The following is a 15,116-nucleotide window of genomic DNA, read 5'->3' as shown; positions in this document are numbered from 1 at the left end:
TATTATCCTATATCGAATTAAGTATCTCAGAAATAACACTTTCAATATTAACTGATTCGTTTAATGCCTTTGCACCCTCCGAATATTTTTGATATTCATTTTCCATCAACATAATACAATCAGCAATTTTTTGGGGTGTAATAGGATACGTAAGAACTTCACCACAATTAAACTCCTTAAAGGGATATTTAAGGCCTGGGATATCATTTCCTAACATAGGTATTCCAAACATACCATATTCGTATATTTTGTTTGGAGCACAGTACAAAGGATTAATTACACCAGGGTATGTTTTTTGCTGTGGATAATATGTTAAAATACCATAAGATGCATTTTGAGTAAAAAGAAGATGATATGGAGGGCGAATAAATGGTATAAATATTATTCTATTAGACTCGTATCTTTCCTTTAGTGCATCGAAATATGAACTTCCCCTCCCCATGATCACCAAAACATACTCATTTGGCAATAAATTAATGGATTGACAGAACTCTTCTAAACGCCTTTCTTTTGCATTGAAATATCCCTGATATATTATAAGCCTTTTACCTACTATATTCTGCTTAAAGTCATTTAATTGTACATTTATATCGGTAGGTATATTATTTAACTTATCAATCTCAACATAAGGTTTATTAGGTATTACATACGGCATCTGTTTCAAACCATACAGCGCCCTGCATATTTGAGCTCTATTGTATTCACAATGAACGACTGCTTTAGCTTTTGACAAGAAAGCACCAAGGTCATACGATGGGTACAATAGTTTATATCGCCAACTATGTATAGATTTGAAAAATTCATAGAAATGGACAATATAATGATAATTCCTCAATAATTTATACAAACTACAAACTGTTGCACCAGAATATACGTACCAAATCAAATCTTCATCTTTTATACGTGATTTATTCAGAAATTCTTTTATTTGTTTTGTATAGTATTTCTTGCGGATTATCTTCTGTAATGCATTCCCAGTTTCATCCAATGTAATATCTTCAAAAGACACTCCAAGTTTTTCAAATTCTTTCCTTGATTTTTCGTCAGAAAATGTTCCAACAAAAGTCACTTCTATCTCCATCTTCAGCATTAAATTAATTAATGTCTGCATAGGGGGATAGTAAACCAAATCATTTTGAGTTATAATATATACTTTTCTCATTTAAAAAACACTGTTTATTCTTGACTTATTAATCTATTCTTTATTTCAATAGCCTTCTTTTGTAGCATTAGACGCTCGTTATACTCTAGTCCAATCAAATAAGAAAACAAAAGAACTGAACCTATTGAGATAAGAACGACAACTATACTTGATACAATGCTAGAAGGTAAGAGTTGATGAAGCATCAGAGGAATTATTGCGGACACAACTGCTACAGGAATAATTCTTAATAATACCTTTTTGCAATATTCTTTCTTTGACATATTAATTTTGCCACATACAAGAAATAGTCGCAAAATTTGGACGGCATACATTATAATCAATTGAACCCAAAATACAGAGGTAGGATTGCCACCCAATTTAAGTACCAAATATGCAATAGGAACTATCAACAATAGTGATCCGCCCTCAAATATCTGATAAGTTTTTATAGTTCCTGTTGCGTTATTAGATATTCCTATTGGATTTGATAATGTGTCTATAAGTCGAGCAAATAAAGTCAAAACAGTAAATTGTACAGCATAATCCGGCACATCAACAAGCCAGATAGAAAGTATTGATTTAGATTCTATTGATAATGGTAGAATAATACAATACAACAAGAAAAATGAGAATTTTGAACTTGCATATACTAAAGTATGCAAACGATTAAAATCTCCTTGTGCATATGATTTGGTAATCTGAGGGTTTACTGCCATCTGGAAATTTGTTACAAAGCCCATAACAGCGCTTTGTAATTGTGTAGCAACTCCTCGTGCCGCATTAACAATAGGTCCAAAAAATAAATTTAACAAAATGTTTAATCCCTGGGTATATCCAACAAAAGCCAAATTTCCAATCATACTCCATCCTGCAAAACCCATTATTTCTTCAGGATTATTCTTATTTTTTATTCTCTCGAATTTGACTTCTGGAAACTTTCGCTTACAATATATTAAGTAAATAATAATATCGGTAATACTAACACATAATAAAAGAAAAGCGTATAATATTAGCCTATCGTCCCTAAACACTGAAATTAAATAGGCTATAAGCAGCTTTAAGAATGCATCCAAAATTGATATTAATGCAAAAGCACTCATTTTTTCATGTGCAATTATGGTTGCATTAAATGGAGCATAAAGGATTGAAGCGATACAAGCAATAACCGAAAATTGATATACCCATAAAGCCGCATACATTCGACTTTCAGGAATAACCATCTTATTGTATAAAAACCATAGTCCAACCGTTTCTGATAATAGGATTATAACAAGTGCTATTATAATGTGAACAATGAAACAAGCGTTGAATACCTGTCTCGAGTCATCAAGATCATCTTTCCCTAATGAAAACGTTATAAAACGAGAGGTTGAGTTTGCCAATGCCATATTGATGAAACTAAACATCGCAACAATTCCACCAACTACATTATAAATGCCGTAATTCTCAAAACCGAGGGCAGACAACACCACCCTACTTGTATACAAAGATACAGCTAAGAGCAAAAACATACGTCCATATAGAAGAATCGTATTCTTTGCAACACGTTTGTTGTCTGATTGAGCAACATTCATTTCATCATATCATATTATTAAAAAACAAAACTGTAAATAATCCTCACATCAAAACTGGGAAACCTCTAAATTAAATAAGGACCTATTTCACTTCGTAACGGTCGACAGCTTCGCCATTGAGCGCACGTACAATACGTGAGCAAGCCTTACCGTCGCCGTAGGGGTTCACCGCCTTACTCATCTTCTCGTATGCCACTGCATCGTCAAGCAAGGTGCTAACCTCATTAACAATCAGGTCGTGATTAGTGCCAACGAGATGTACCGTACCACTCTTCAAAGCCTCTGGGCGCTCTGTAGTATCACGCATGACAAGAACGGGTTTGCCAAGGCCTGGAGCCTCTTCCTGAATACCACCTGAGTCTGTAAGAACAACAGTACTTTTCTCCATAAGATAAACAAATTCCAGGTACTGAAGTGGCTCAATAAAGAAGAAGTTTGAACGTGTCAAGTCCTCTCCAAACACTTCGTGAATTGGTTTACGTACATTTGGGTTTAGATGCATAGGATAAACAAAATCAACATCAGGATATTTCTCAGAAAGATCCTTCATTGCAGTAACCATAGAAATAAATCCCTCACCAAAGTTCTCGCGACGATGACCGGTAATCAGTACGAGTTTCTTACCTCCGTCAAGGCGGCTTACGTCATAGCCTGCATCTTTCAGAACCTTGATCTGCTCGTCAGCAAGAGCTATATCGTTCTTGAGTTTCTCAACCACCATGTGAAGGGCATCGATAACTGTATTTCCTGTTACAAAGATTTGCCCCTGGGCTTTTTCCTCTTTTAGATTGCTCTCGGAAAGTGGTGTCGGAGAGAAATTATAGGTAGCGATACGACCTGTTATCTGGCGGTTCATTTCCTCAGGCCAAGGACTGTAAATGTTATGTGTGCGAAGACCTGCCTCTACATGACCAACAGGAATCTGCTGATAGAAAGCTGCAAGAGCTGCTGCTGTGCTGGTGGTTGTATCGCCATGAACCAACACTACATCGGGCTTGCATTCTTTAAATACATCACGCATACCTGTAAGCACACGAGCTGTAACATCATAGAGATCTTGACCTTGCTTCATAATATTTAAGTCGTAATCTGGCTTAACATCAAATATTGTGAGTACTTGGTCCAGCATTTCACGATGCTGGCCTGTTACACAAACAATGGTCTTAAATTCATCTGTATGTTTCTGGAACTCTTTTACCAAAGGACACATCTTTATAGCCTCTGGGCGAGTACCAAAAACTAACATTACTTTCTTCATAATAAAAACTGATTATTCGTTCTGACTGGCAGTATCGAACTGCATCGTTTCACGACCACCTGTGCAATCAGATATTATTTCAAGTCATTAGTCAGAAGCCAAGCTTCTGTCATTTTTCCTCTGTTTTTGTTAAACAATGTTTTTTTATTGTGTATTTTTGTTTTCTCATCAAACAACAGGCTTTTCAACTTCTCTCGGATTTTCTCAGAACAGTCCGAGCCCTGATTTTGCTCGATTTTCTCTCATTTTCCCTTCAAACACCTTTTCAATCACCTCAACCAGCCATCTTCAAATTAACATTTCTTCACTCTAAAGGGATAAGAAATCTTAACGCTCTTGCATATTCGGGTAAAAAGTGGTAATTTTATATAGAAATGAGCGGAAAAGGCTCAATTTCCCGGATGTCTGATGAATGTCTGATAACTCTGGAAACGGTGGTTTCGTTTTACACTCAGTATCAGGCTGTTATGTGGAAGTTCACATTAGCTGATATATCAGATATACGAGGAAATCCTTTAAATTTACAATCATAGCACGATGGTCGACAATAAGCATTTGTCTGTAGATATCCTTTGGTAAAATTACTTTGTTCCCTCGTCTCATAAATATGTCTACCATCTGCAAGTATTACTTTTTGTGTTAGATTGCGCCATCCATATTCCTTAGATTTTGCTTTGACATACACTACAGGTGAACCATAACGTTCTTCAAACGACTTTATATATTTTAGCCACACCTTGGGCGAATTAATCCCTCGACAAATAAAATCTGCAATTATGAGATTTTCATAATCCTTATGGAGGAACGCTCTTAGTGCTACCATCTGACAAGGAGTTCCACATACAAGAACCTTTTCACCAGAAGCCAAGAGCTGCTTTACCTGTCGATAAAATCCCACAGAATTACTTTGTAAGTACTTAGAACTTCTCAAACGCTGCAAATCACTCTTATTGTTCGAAATGTATTGTCTAACAGTAAAGTCATCATTAAAAACAGCTCCACCGACATAGCCACCAGTTTTATACATAATATCGGCCAAAGCAGAGAAAAGTCCACCTGATGTACTGTCAAAAATAACTTCTAAGTTTTTATGTTCTGCTGCATAACACTCAGACCTTGGCAGGTCATTTTTCTTTAGTTCCTCTATATTAATTATTGGACACACTTTTTCACACATCCCGCAGTTTATACATTTATCTTTATCAACTTCAGGATACCAAAAGCCCTCTATATCTATCTTAAATGATATTGCTTGTTTCGAGCAAGCATCTCCACACGCATTGCAACCACAGCATTTTGCCTTTTCTATCACTTGAATCATATATTAAAACTATTTTTCCATTTATCTAACAGAATCCACCTAAAATAAAGTTTGTTACAACCTCTAAAAATGCATGGCTTCTCGTAGTTCGAACTATTCTTCCTAGAACACTTGGAACAGGAAATAGTCTCATCGCTCAACAAATCAACAACAATTATCCCATTTCTCGGGGTCACCTCATCATGTGATAAGATGGATATAAAATGAATACGAATGATATATTTTTTCCCTTAGTATCGATTGTCATGATATTAGATCCCTGATATCCAGTAGTTCTTTTTCATGTGGTCTGGCAACGTAAGATTGCCAAGTTTTAATTTTCGCTGTGTTTTTTCAATCCAAAGCGATGTTTAATCCGATATTTCGTGTTTTATATAGCAAATATATAATTTTTATATCAAATAAAGAAAAAAATATGATGTTTTTTTAGAAATTTTCGTTTTTTATTGTAGCCCCGTCCTCTGTGTAGGCCCACGGAGTTCTTTGCACCCAAAAACTGAGTCTTTTGCTCTGGCTTATACCGTCAACAGCATTTTTGATAACATATCGTTGTTTTCCTAATTTTTTATTGTATATTTGCATTTAGATTAAAAGCATAGAGTTTGAAAAATCAGACATTGATGAAAACAAATGATATTAAAATAGCTGTGGCAGGTACAGGATATGTGGGACTGTCTATTGCCACATTACTCAGTCAGCATCATCAGGTTACTGCCGTAGATGTGATTCCTAAGAAGGTGGAGATGCTGAACCAACATAAGTCGCCTATCCAAGATGATTATATCGAGAAGTATCTGGCCGAAAAGAATCTCAACCTGAAGGCTACTGTCGATGGACGCGAAGCTTACAAGGATGCCGACTTCGTGGTAATTGCGACACCAACCAATTATGATCCGGTAAAGAATTACTTTGATACACGTCACGTAGAAGAGGTCATCGACTTGGTACTGGAGGTTAATCCGGAAGCTACCATGGTGATCAAGTCGACTATCCCTGTGGGATATACACGTAGTCTATATGTTCAATATGCTCAGAAGGGGATAAAGAAGATGAATCTTCTCTTTGCTCCTGAGTTCCTGCGCGAAAGCAAGGCCCTTTACGATAACCTCTACCCTAGTAGAATCATCGTAGGATACCCAAAGATGGAAAACTGTGAGAAGGTATTTACAGAGGCTATCCAAAAGATCACGGATGCTGAATATCTGAAGCATCAGGCACATTTGTTTGCTGAACTTTTGAAAGAGGGTGCCATCAAAGAAGACATTGACACCTTATTTATGGGTACGAAGGAGGCTGAGGCCGTAAAACTTTTTGCCAACACCTATTTGGCTCTGCGCGTGAGCTACTTTAACGAGTTGGATACCTATGCTGAGGTGAAGGGCCTCAACACTCAGGCTATCATCGATGGCGTATGTTTGGATCCAAGAATCGGTACACATTATAATAATCCTTCGTTTGGATATGGTGGCTACTGTCTACCGAAAGATACCAAGCAACTTCTTGCCAATTATGCCGATGTACCGGAGAATCTGATTCAGGCTATCGTAGAAAGCAATCGTACACGAAAAGATTTCATCGCTGACCAGGTGCTGAAGATGGCTGGGTATTATAGCTATTCCGAGGATAACGACTATAAAGCTGAGGAGGAGAAGGCTGTAACAATCGGTGTTTACCGACTTACGATGAAGAGTAATAGCGACAACTTTCGTCAAAGTTCCATTCAGGGAGTGATGAAACGTATCAAGGCTAAAGGTGCCAAGGTCATCATCTACGAACCAACTCTTGAAGATGGCACTACATTCTTCGGTAGTAAGGTGGTGAACGACCTCAAGGCTTTCAAGACACAGGCTCATGCCATCATCGCCAACCGTTACGACAGTTGTCTGGATGATGTAGAGGATAAAGTATATACCAGAGATATCTTCAGAAGAGACTAAGCATCCTCTTCTTGAAGATCTTGTTCTTACCGCGTGCTTTTTGTCTGATCCTTGAGCGAATAGAACGAATAGAGGTGAGACAGATACACATAATTCTCATAATTTCTGTTTCACTTTTGCCAAGATGTTCCATGATAAGGATGATAACTCTATATGGGTAAATCGTTTTGATATTCGTACAAACTCCTAACCAACCGGATCAATACGATTTCGAGGTGCTGAATGTAAAACATGAACGAGCTTGGCTGTTGGACAGTCCTGACTATGAAGTGTTAGAACATAAAATCATCGACAGAAGATAGCTATAATACTTGCCAACCTTTTTATTTACGTGACAAAGACATGAATTGCTCATTGCAATTTCATGTCTTTTCTTTTGCAGTCTTATTTATTTTTTTTATCTTTGTCAAACACAACCCTACAATACTTACAACATGGAAAACGATAAAGCATACATCACTTTCTTAGGTTACTGTCTCGACACCACCAAGGAGATACCTTCATGTGTCGCCCATATCGACTGGGATGGTCTCTACACGTTCGCGCTCAAACAGACGATTATCGGCATTTATGCACACACGATTCTGGAGGATAATCAGGCTCTCGAAGAGATAGGATGGATGGGCAACAAATTATCTTTCTTGCAGATTAAGAAATGGATGGGTGCTTATATGAGATACAAAAGTCGCAACACGAAGATGAACATGAAAGCTGTCGAGGTGAGTAGAAAACTCGAGGCTGACGGTTTCCGCACTTGTATTCTGAAAGGACAGGCGAATGCAGCATACTATCCTTATCCTTTAGCTCGTACACCGGGAGATATCGACATTTGGGTGATGACGCCGGAATATATGCCGCTCGCCAAAAGGAAGAATTTCTTTATCGATTATTTCCGACAGCGGTATCGTATCGATTCCCTCACCTCTTATCATATCGGTTTCCATGATGGAGATGTTGACATAGAGGCACATTTCACCCCTTCCGATTTACCGGGATTCTTTGAGAACCGACGTTTGCAACTATATTATAATAAGGTGGCAGACCGAGAATGCCACCATGCGATAGAATTGATGGATGATGCCGGGAGCATCCATGTGCCAACAGCCGACTTCTGTCTTGTGTTCCAACTTCTTCATATCTTCAAGCATCTTTTCTCAACTGGCATTGGACTTCGACAGGTCATCGATTATTACTACCTGCTGAAGAATGTCGACTGGAGTTCAAATGATTCGTCCGTTTCTGGCATCTGGCAAGTTGATCGAGAAGAAACCATTCACACAATCAAGTCTTTGGGCTATTATAAATTTGCCCGTGCATTATCGTGGATTGTCAATCAAGTGTTAGGGCTCAACGAAAAACATCTCCTTGTCAGTCCGGACGAGAAAGAAGGTAGATTCCTGATGGAGGAGATCATGCGGGCGGGCAACTTTGGACAATTCGACCCCACCATTCAGGAAATCAACAAGCATAGCAACCACATTACGAGATATTTCAAACACATCAACTTTACATTCCGTTTGTTACGACACTATCCTCAAAAAGTGGTGTTACAACCTATTTATTATATATTTTCCTTTATCGAGAGTAGAAACAACTCAAGAAAATGCCGTTTTTAATAACCATTATACTTTTTGTGACTATTATTTATCAAAAAGATTCTACTTTTGGGTGACTAAAATTAATCAATCAAATGATTTACATAAGAAATATATCTTATCGCAATGCGATCATCAAGCAGCCTGTAAAACTACGTTACAAGACTTTAAAGAAAAACAACAAGAGTTTATATCTAGACATCTACCTCAATGGTATCAGGAAATATGAGTTTCTGCGACTCTATCTTGTACCGGAAGTCGATGAGAATTGTAAGAAACACAATCAACAGGTACTAAGACAAGCCCTGAACATTCAGGCTCAACGCATGATGGAGATTTATGGAGGCGTCCCAATGAAACCTCACGAAAAGCCTCATCTCCCCGTAAAGTTATCCGATTTCATTCAGCAATATGCGGAGAGCTATCGCAATGCCGGCCATCGAGACATGAGCAGGTATCAAACCATTCTCACTCTTATTCCACATCTTGAAATCTTTGGAGCCAAGGATCTGCCTCTATGCGAAATCGACAAGGATTTCTGTCTTCAATTCATCCAATACTTGGAAACGGCCAAGGATTTGCGTCCAAACATCAAGGAGGAGCGACAAATTTCATCGGGAACAGCTTATCTCAAATACAGCATCTTCCGTACAGTCATCAAAGAAGCACATCGGCAAGGCCTTATCAAGGAAAATCCAATCCTTAAACTTCAGTCTTCGCAACTGCCCCATCGTCCAGACAGCACACGATGCTATCTCACCAAGAAGGAATTAAAGAAACTTATCAATACCCCCTGCGACTATTCTAAACTGAAAGAAGCCTTCATGTTCAGCTGTTTCACGGGACTACGCAAAAGTGACGTTCTCGAACTGAAATGGTGTAATGTACTATACGAGAACCGCAAATGGATTATTCGCAAGAAAATAAAGAAGACACAACGATGGCTCACCATTCCGCTTTCAGAAGAAGCCAGAGAATGGCTACCGAAACATCGGGAGAAGAGAGATTCCTACGTTTTTCCACAGATGCCATCAACGAGTCTATCCATCAACGTGAAAAGATGGGCCAAAAAGGCAGGCATCAAAAACAAGATCGTTACATTTCACGTTGCCCGCCACACCTTTGCCACCTTAGAACTAAGTTTAGGAGTAGACCTTTACACCGTGTCTAAACTACTGGGACACAGGAGTATAACTACCACGCAAACATACACAAAGGTCATAGACAAGAAGAAGGAAAATGCGATGAATCGTATCGATAAAGCCTTCAGAAAGTAACAAACAGGTAACAAAGGCATTCCCATTATAGGTCTACTTTGCCGATATACAGGGGCTGCAACGGGTAACAAACGAGTAACAAAATTTATTCGTTTGTCACTATAAACAAAACATTTCAATTAATTCAGATGTAAAGAAATATTTCATATCCCAATTATATCACTTTTCTCAGGAGAAGGGGGAAAACGATATTTTTTCTCATATTATACGATATGAGTTTGATATGTTATTTTTTGTCTTTCAGCATAAAACGCATAAATTCGCGGAAAAGAGCACACGCCCTCCTCCCCTACTCTAGGAATGCTGTTAAATATTTTCTTTTTGGTAGCTGCTGGAGTACAAACACACGGGAAGTGTGCAAACTTTTATAGCGCCTGTAACGGGAAATTATAAGCTGGAAGTTTGGGGAGGACAAGGTATGAGAAATTACAGTGGTATAGGTGGAAAAGGAGGTTATTCTTATGGCAATTATAATGGCGGAGGAAATCTATATGTATGTGTAGGAAGACAAGGTGATTATTATAGTGCCTACAATGGCGGTATGGGAGGTGTAAATGGACAATGTGGTGGCGGAGCAACACATATTGCAACGTCAGATCGTGGGGAATTAAAGAACTATGAGAGTTATCAATCTGAAGTTCTGCTTGTAGCTGGTGGTGGCGGTGGAGCTAATGATATTGGAAGAGCTGGCGTAGGCGGAGGATTGAGCGGAGGTTCTGGTGAGCAAGTTACTTATCTGACTTCTACAATTAAAGGAGCATCAGGTGGAACACAAAATTCGGGTGGAACTTATTCTGGAGTTATGAGTGTTGGTGATTCCCCAGTAATTATAATTAGTGGAAGTTTCGGACAAGGTGGCCGGGCATATATCGAATACACAGAAGGATACATGGATTATGGCGGCGGAGGTGGTGGCGGCTGGTATGGCGGCGGAGGAACACCTTTCACTGGTACAGGTGGAGGGGGCTCTGGTCATATCAATACAACATTGATTACAAATGGGGCTACCATAGCCGGCGACCAAACATTCCCAAGCCCTAGTGGTGGAACAGAAACGGGACACTCGGGTAATGGATATTGCATCATCTCGTGGATATCACCAAGTCTATGACAATAAAAAGAGTGTATCAATAGTCTATATGATTGATACACTCTTGGTTTATTATATTGTCCAATATTTTCTTTCGATAAGCTTCAAAGGTACAGACACACGGGAAGTGTACAAACTTTTACGGCACCCATAAGTGGAGATTATAAGCTGGAAGTTTGGGGAGCACAAGGAGGTGGATGGAATAATTATGGCGGACTAGGTGGATATTCTATCGGATACAAGAGTCTAAGTACATCAAATAAGTTATATGTATGTGTTGGGTCAAAAGGTGGTGATATTTTAGGTAACACTGGAGGAAATGGTGGATATAACGGCGGCGGTAAAGGAGGTAATGGATGTCAAGGAGATTATACTTATACCATTGTTGGTGGTGGAGGAGGTGGTGGTGCAACGCATATTGCAACGACAGACCGTGGAGTCTTGAAAAACTACAAAGACTTTTACGAATTAGAACTTCTTTTAGTTGCTGGTGGCGGAGGAGGATTACTAAATACTCCAGGTGTTGGTGGAGGGGAAAGCGGTGGAAATGCTACCTCCGATGGGGGAACCACTATAGAAGGCGCAACACAAATTTCAGGATATGCATTTGGACAAGGACAAGATGGAAAAACAAAAAGTGTAGCTGCAGGTTCAGGTGCCGAAGGAAATGGTGGTGGAGGTGGTGGATTATATGGCGGTCATGCGAGTCAATTAGAGGGGGTGAACTCTAATTGTGCAGGTACTGGCGGCTCAGGATATGTAGGTGACGTAACAAATGGGGCAACTATTGCAGGCAACCAAACATTCCCAAGCCCAAACGGTGGAACGGAAACAGGACATAGTGGAGATGGATATGCAATCATAACTTGGCAACAACTACCATAATTATAATAGGCTATATCAACAAATTCGCTGATATAGCCAATTTCTATATATGTATGTTCTGAACGAATCCCGAAGGCATCCCGAAGAATGATATTGAAAAAGAAAGTGTGTTATAGACTTGGTGATATCCAAGAGATTATGCAATAACCATTACCACTATGCCCTGTTTCTGTACCACCTCCAGGTTTTGGCATTGTAGAGCCACCATCTATCATTACTGAATTAGTAAATACCTTACCACTATAATGGTTAGGTTGACCAGTATGAATTATGTTATCCTCTGTTGAAGATTCTGCAATGGCATCACAACCCGAATACCCGGAAATGAAGGAAGAACCGCCAGAACCGCGTAGGCCAACCAATCCCCCTTCATTACCATGTGCACATCCTCCATAATATCCACCGCCTCCTCCTGCGCGACCGCCATCTTGACCTATTCCAAACTTATAACCAGATGTCTGCGAAGCGCCTTGTGATATAGTAGTATGAAGCCCATCTAGGTAATGATTTTCAGCCTCACCGAGGCTGGATAATGTACCACCATAACTTTGAATTCTTCCATTAATAAAAGCTCCTCCTCCAGCAGCAACCATTATTCTAGATTTCAATGAACTAAAATCATCCCAATTCCCGCTTTGTAGTCGAATATCTGTTGCACCGCCTCCTGTGGCATTGTTAAGATCAGGATAGGGACATAAAAATCCACCGCCTCCATTAAATGTACCACTAACAGGTTGGTCGTAGTTAGATAAACGATGATTACCCTTTTCACCAACATAAACATATAGTATGAAATTCTCAGATATATCAATATATCCTTTTGTATAAGCTGCAGGCCTACCTGTTCCTCCACTAGCTCCCCAGCATTCTATCTTATAATTGGTATTCAAGGGCGCCGTAAAAGTCTGCACACTTCCCGTGTGTTTGTACTGGGAATATTACAAAGTGGAAAATAATTAACAACAGAAGAACGTGTGATATATAAATAATGTATCAATCATCATATAGATTTTGATACACTCCTTGTTCGTTATTCCACTCCTATTGTTGAATCTTTTCTTTTTAAGCACGTTAGTAGTACAGACACACGGGAAGTGTGCAGGAATTTACAGCGCCTATAAGTGGAGATTATAAGCTGGAAGTTTGGGGAGCTCAAGGAGGTGGCTGGGGCGGCCATGAAAATGCTCCTGGGGGATACACAAGTGGATGGAGAAACATATCTAAAGACCAGATATTATATATAGTTTGTGGCGGAAAAGGTATAGATCAAAATTATTATGATGACGGGACCTCTTATAATGGAGGAGGCATAAATGAAGACTCAAATGCAGGTGGTGGCGGAGCTACCCATATAGCTACAGCAACAGGCCTACTAAGAGAACTTATAGACAATAAAGTTTCTGTTATATGTGTTGCAGGAGGTGGAGGTTCTAATGGAGGATGGGCAGATTTTAATCTTTCAAAATTTCAATCCGGAGGCGGTGAAGTTGGATTAGGAAGTCCAACACATTATTGGTATTGGGATGAAAATGGAGAGGCAGCCATGTCCACAACTAAAGGTGATACAGGAGGAACTCAAACAGGCTGTGGACCAGACGGAATACAAGGAGGATTTGGATTTGGTGGAAATAGTTATGAAGGTGGTGGTTGTGGGGGTGGTGGTTGGTATGGGGGAAATGGCTCTGGTGAAGGTGGAGTCTCTACCATGACACATGGCGGTGGTGGATCTGGATACATCGGTGGATTAACCAATGCTACAACAATAGATGGCGGTAAAACATTTCCAAGGCCAGGAGGTGGAACAGAACAAGGACATCGTGATCATGGATATGCAATAATCAGTTGGATATCACCAAGCCTATAATAAATAGTGTGTCAATATCTACTTGATTATTGACACACTCTTATTATATTCTCTCCTGCTGTTAAATATTTTCTTTATGGTAGCTACTGTAGTACAAACACACGGGAAGTGTGCAGACTTTTACGGCACCTATAAGCACCAGTTATAGAATACAATGCTGGGGAGCTAGTGGAGGAAATAGCTATTATGGAATGAGTGTTATTGGACCCACAGGTCACACAAATACCGTATATGGTGGCAAAGGAGGATATTGTTCAGGAAAGATTATTTTCCCTTATAATCAAAGTGTTTTTGTTTATGTCGGTCAAAGTGGAGAAGAAATTCGAGAACAAACCTTTAATGGTGGAGGTACTGCTGGCATTGATTGTAATGCTTTTAGTGGTGGAGGAGCTACAGATATCCGACTAATAGACGGAGATTGGAACGACTTTAAATCCTTAAAATCAAGAATTATAGTAGCAGCCGGAGGCGGAGGCGCACAACATTTTCATACAGGAAGTAATGGAGGATATGCTGGTGGCTTAATTGGGCAAAATGGATTCTATTCGTCGAACCCAGATTATTCCCACGATCCATATACTGTATCTATAGGTGCCACACAAACCTCAGGTGGTAAAGGTGGAATAGGTGAAAATTCCAGTCCAGATGGTACATTTGGAATTGGCGGAAATGGTAATGTTTCCCTCTCTGGAGGAAATTCTTGGGGAAGCGGAGGTGGAAGTGGTTATTACGGAGGTGGCGGAGGAGGCGTTAACCGGTTTATAGTTGGTTCTGGATCTGGCGGTTCTTCCTTTATCTCAGGCTATTCTGGATGTGATGCTATTGCAGAATCTTCAACAGAGGGAAACATTATTCATACAAATCAACCTAATCATTATAGTGGTAAAGTATTTCTTAATCCTGTAATGATAGATGGTGGTTCTGCAATGCCTAGTCCAAGTGGAGGTACAGAGACAGGTCATGAAGGTAATGGATACTGTATAATAACTTGGCAGCAACTACCACAATAATATAATAGGCTATATCAACAAATTCGCAGATATAGCCTATTTCTATATATGTTTATCCCGAACAAATCTCGAGGACATCCCGAAAGATGATAGCAAGCACGTTATAGGCTTGGTGATATCCAAGAGATGATAGCATATCCATGTCCATTATGTCCTCGTTC

The 15,116-nt window shown here is 39.4% G+C and carries 12 protein-coding genes and 1 pseudogene; 8 read left to right on the top strand and 5 right to left on the bottom strand.

All coding sequences use genetic code 11. The features are described 5' to 3' along the window. Window positions 1–7 precede the first annotated feature (7 nt). The 4 genes and pseudogenes from K333_RS0109910 to K333_RS12430 form a co-directional block, all read right to left on the bottom strand. Complete coding sequence (locus K333_RS0109910) at window positions 8–1,162, bottom strand: glycosyltransferase family protein (protein ID WP_024990019.1); 1,155 nt, start codon at window positions 1,160–1,162, stop codon at window positions 8–10. 14 nt (window positions 1,163–1,176) lie between these two features. After that, the gene (locus tag K333_RS0109905; protein ID WP_024990020.1) at window positions 1,177–2,718 is read right to left on the bottom strand and encodes an MATE family efflux transporter; all 1,542 of its coding nucleotides are present in this window, start codon (window positions 2,716–2,718) and stop codon (window positions 1,177–1,179) included. Between the two features lie 82 nt (window positions 2,719–2,800). Further along, entirely contained in the window at window positions 2,801–3,976 is a 1,176-nt protein-coding gene (gene wecB / locus K333_RS12435) for a non-hydrolyzing UDP-N-acetylglucosamine 2-epimerase (protein WP_024990021.1), read from the bottom strand. 487 nt (window positions 3,977–4,463) lie between these two features. After that, window positions 4,464–5,297: pseudogene (locus K333_RS12430) on the bottom strand (Coenzyme F420 hydrogenase/dehydrogenase, beta subunit C-terminal domain); the annotation flags it as partial. Window positions 5,298–5,917: 620 nt separating this feature from the next. On the opposite strand from K333_RS12430, the gene K333_RS0109885 reads away from it, so the two are divergent. From K333_RS0109885 to K333_RS13000, 6 genes are all read left to right on the top strand, one after another. After that, window positions 5,918–7,234, top strand: a complete 1,317-nt coding sequence (locus K333_RS0109885) for a nucleotide sugar dehydrogenase (RefSeq protein ID WP_024990023.1) — start codon at window positions 5,918–5,920, stop codon at window positions 7,232–7,234. A 167-nt stretch (window positions 7,235–7,401) separates the two neighbouring features. Continuing rightward, a complete protein-coding gene (locus tag K333_RS13585) occupies window positions 7,402–7,536 on the top strand; it encodes a hypothetical protein (protein ID WP_262498695.1) in 135 nt (44 codons plus the stop codon). Between the two features lie 132 nt (window positions 7,537–7,668). Continuing rightward, window positions 7,669–8,850, top strand: coding sequence for a nucleotidyltransferase family protein (locus K333_RS0109875; RefSeq protein ID WP_024990024.1), 1,182 nt, complete (start codon window positions 7,669–7,671; stop codon window positions 8,848–8,850). 74 nt (window positions 8,851–8,924) lie between these two features. Next, entirely contained in the window at window positions 8,925–10,106 is a 1,182-nt protein-coding gene (locus K333_RS12425; RefSeq protein ID WP_024990025.1) for a site-specific integrase, read from the top strand. Between the two features lie 355 nt (window positions 10,107–10,461). Further along, window positions 10,462–11,217: a glycine-rich protein gene (locus tag K333_RS12420; RefSeq protein WP_051230956.1), complete on the top strand. Its 756-nt coding sequence runs from the start codon at window positions 10,462–10,464 to the stop codon at window positions 11,215–11,217. Window positions 11,218–11,280: 63 nt separating this feature from the next. Continuing rightward, window positions 11,281–12,081: a glycine rich domain-containing protein gene (locus K333_RS13000; RefSeq protein ID WP_081657254.1), complete on the top strand. Its 801-nt coding sequence runs from the start codon at window positions 11,281–11,283 to the stop codon at window positions 12,079–12,081. Between the two features lie 110 nt (window positions 12,082–12,191). On the opposite strand, the gene K333_RS0109850 is transcribed toward K333_RS13000, so the two are convergent. Then, complete coding sequence (locus K333_RS0109850) at window positions 12,192–12,992, bottom strand: glycine rich domain-containing protein (RefSeq protein WP_027452646.1); 801 nt, start codon at window positions 12,990–12,992, stop codon at window positions 12,192–12,194. A gap of 185 nt (window positions 12,993–13,177) precedes the next feature. Between K333_RS0109850 and K333_RS12750 the strand changes: the two genes are divergently transcribed. Together K333_RS12750 and K333_RS0109840 are read left to right on the top strand one after the other, a co-directional pair. Further along, entirely contained in the window at window positions 13,178–13,945 is a 768-nt protein-coding gene (locus K333_RS12750) for a glycine-rich protein (RefSeq protein ID WP_051230954.1), read from the top strand. A gap of 110 nt (window positions 13,946–14,055) precedes the next feature. Then, window positions 14,056–14,955 (top strand): glycine rich domain-containing protein, encoded by a 900-nt coding sequence (locus K333_RS0109840; protein ID WP_027452645.1) that lies wholly within the window; start codon window positions 14,056–14,058, stop codon window positions 14,953–14,955. Window positions 14,956–15,116: the final 161 nt, after the last annotated feature.

Origin of the sequence: Segatella albensis DSM 11370 = JCM 12258, assembly GCF_000426565.1 — a bacterium.
GTDB classification, from domain to species: domain Bacteria; phylum Bacteroidota; class Bacteroidia; order Bacteroidales; family Bacteroidaceae; genus Prevotella; species Prevotella albensis.
Note: the sequence above shows the minus strand (reverse complement) of the source record. Positions and strands in the feature narration are given on the sequence as shown.

What these genes read in the sequence shown, in the direction of transcription:
- K333_RS12425 (WP_024990025.1), top strand. Translation starts at nt 8,925, where the DNA reads ATGATTTACATAAGAAATATATCTTATCGCAATGCGATCATCAAGCAG.
- K333_RS0109910 (WP_024990019.1), bottom strand. Translation starts at nt 1,162, where the DNA reads ATGAGAAAAGTATATATTATAACTCAAAATGATTTGGTTTACTATCCC.
- K333_RS0109905 (WP_024990020.1), bottom strand. Translation starts at nt 2,718, where the DNA reads ATGAATGTTGCTCAATCAGACAACAAACGTGTTGCAAAGAATACGATT.
- K333_RS0109875 (WP_024990024.1), top strand. Translation starts at nt 7,669, where the DNA reads ATGGAAAACGATAAAGCATACATCACTTTCTTAGGTTACTGTCTCGAC.
- wecB (WP_024990021.1), bottom strand. Translation starts at nt 3,976, where the DNA reads ATGAAGAAAGTAATGTTAGTTTTTGGTACTCGCCCAGAGGCTATAAAG.
- K333_RS0109885 (WP_024990023.1), top strand. Translation starts at nt 5,918, where the DNA reads ATGAAAACAAATGATATTAAAATAGCTGTGGCAGGTACAGGATATGTG.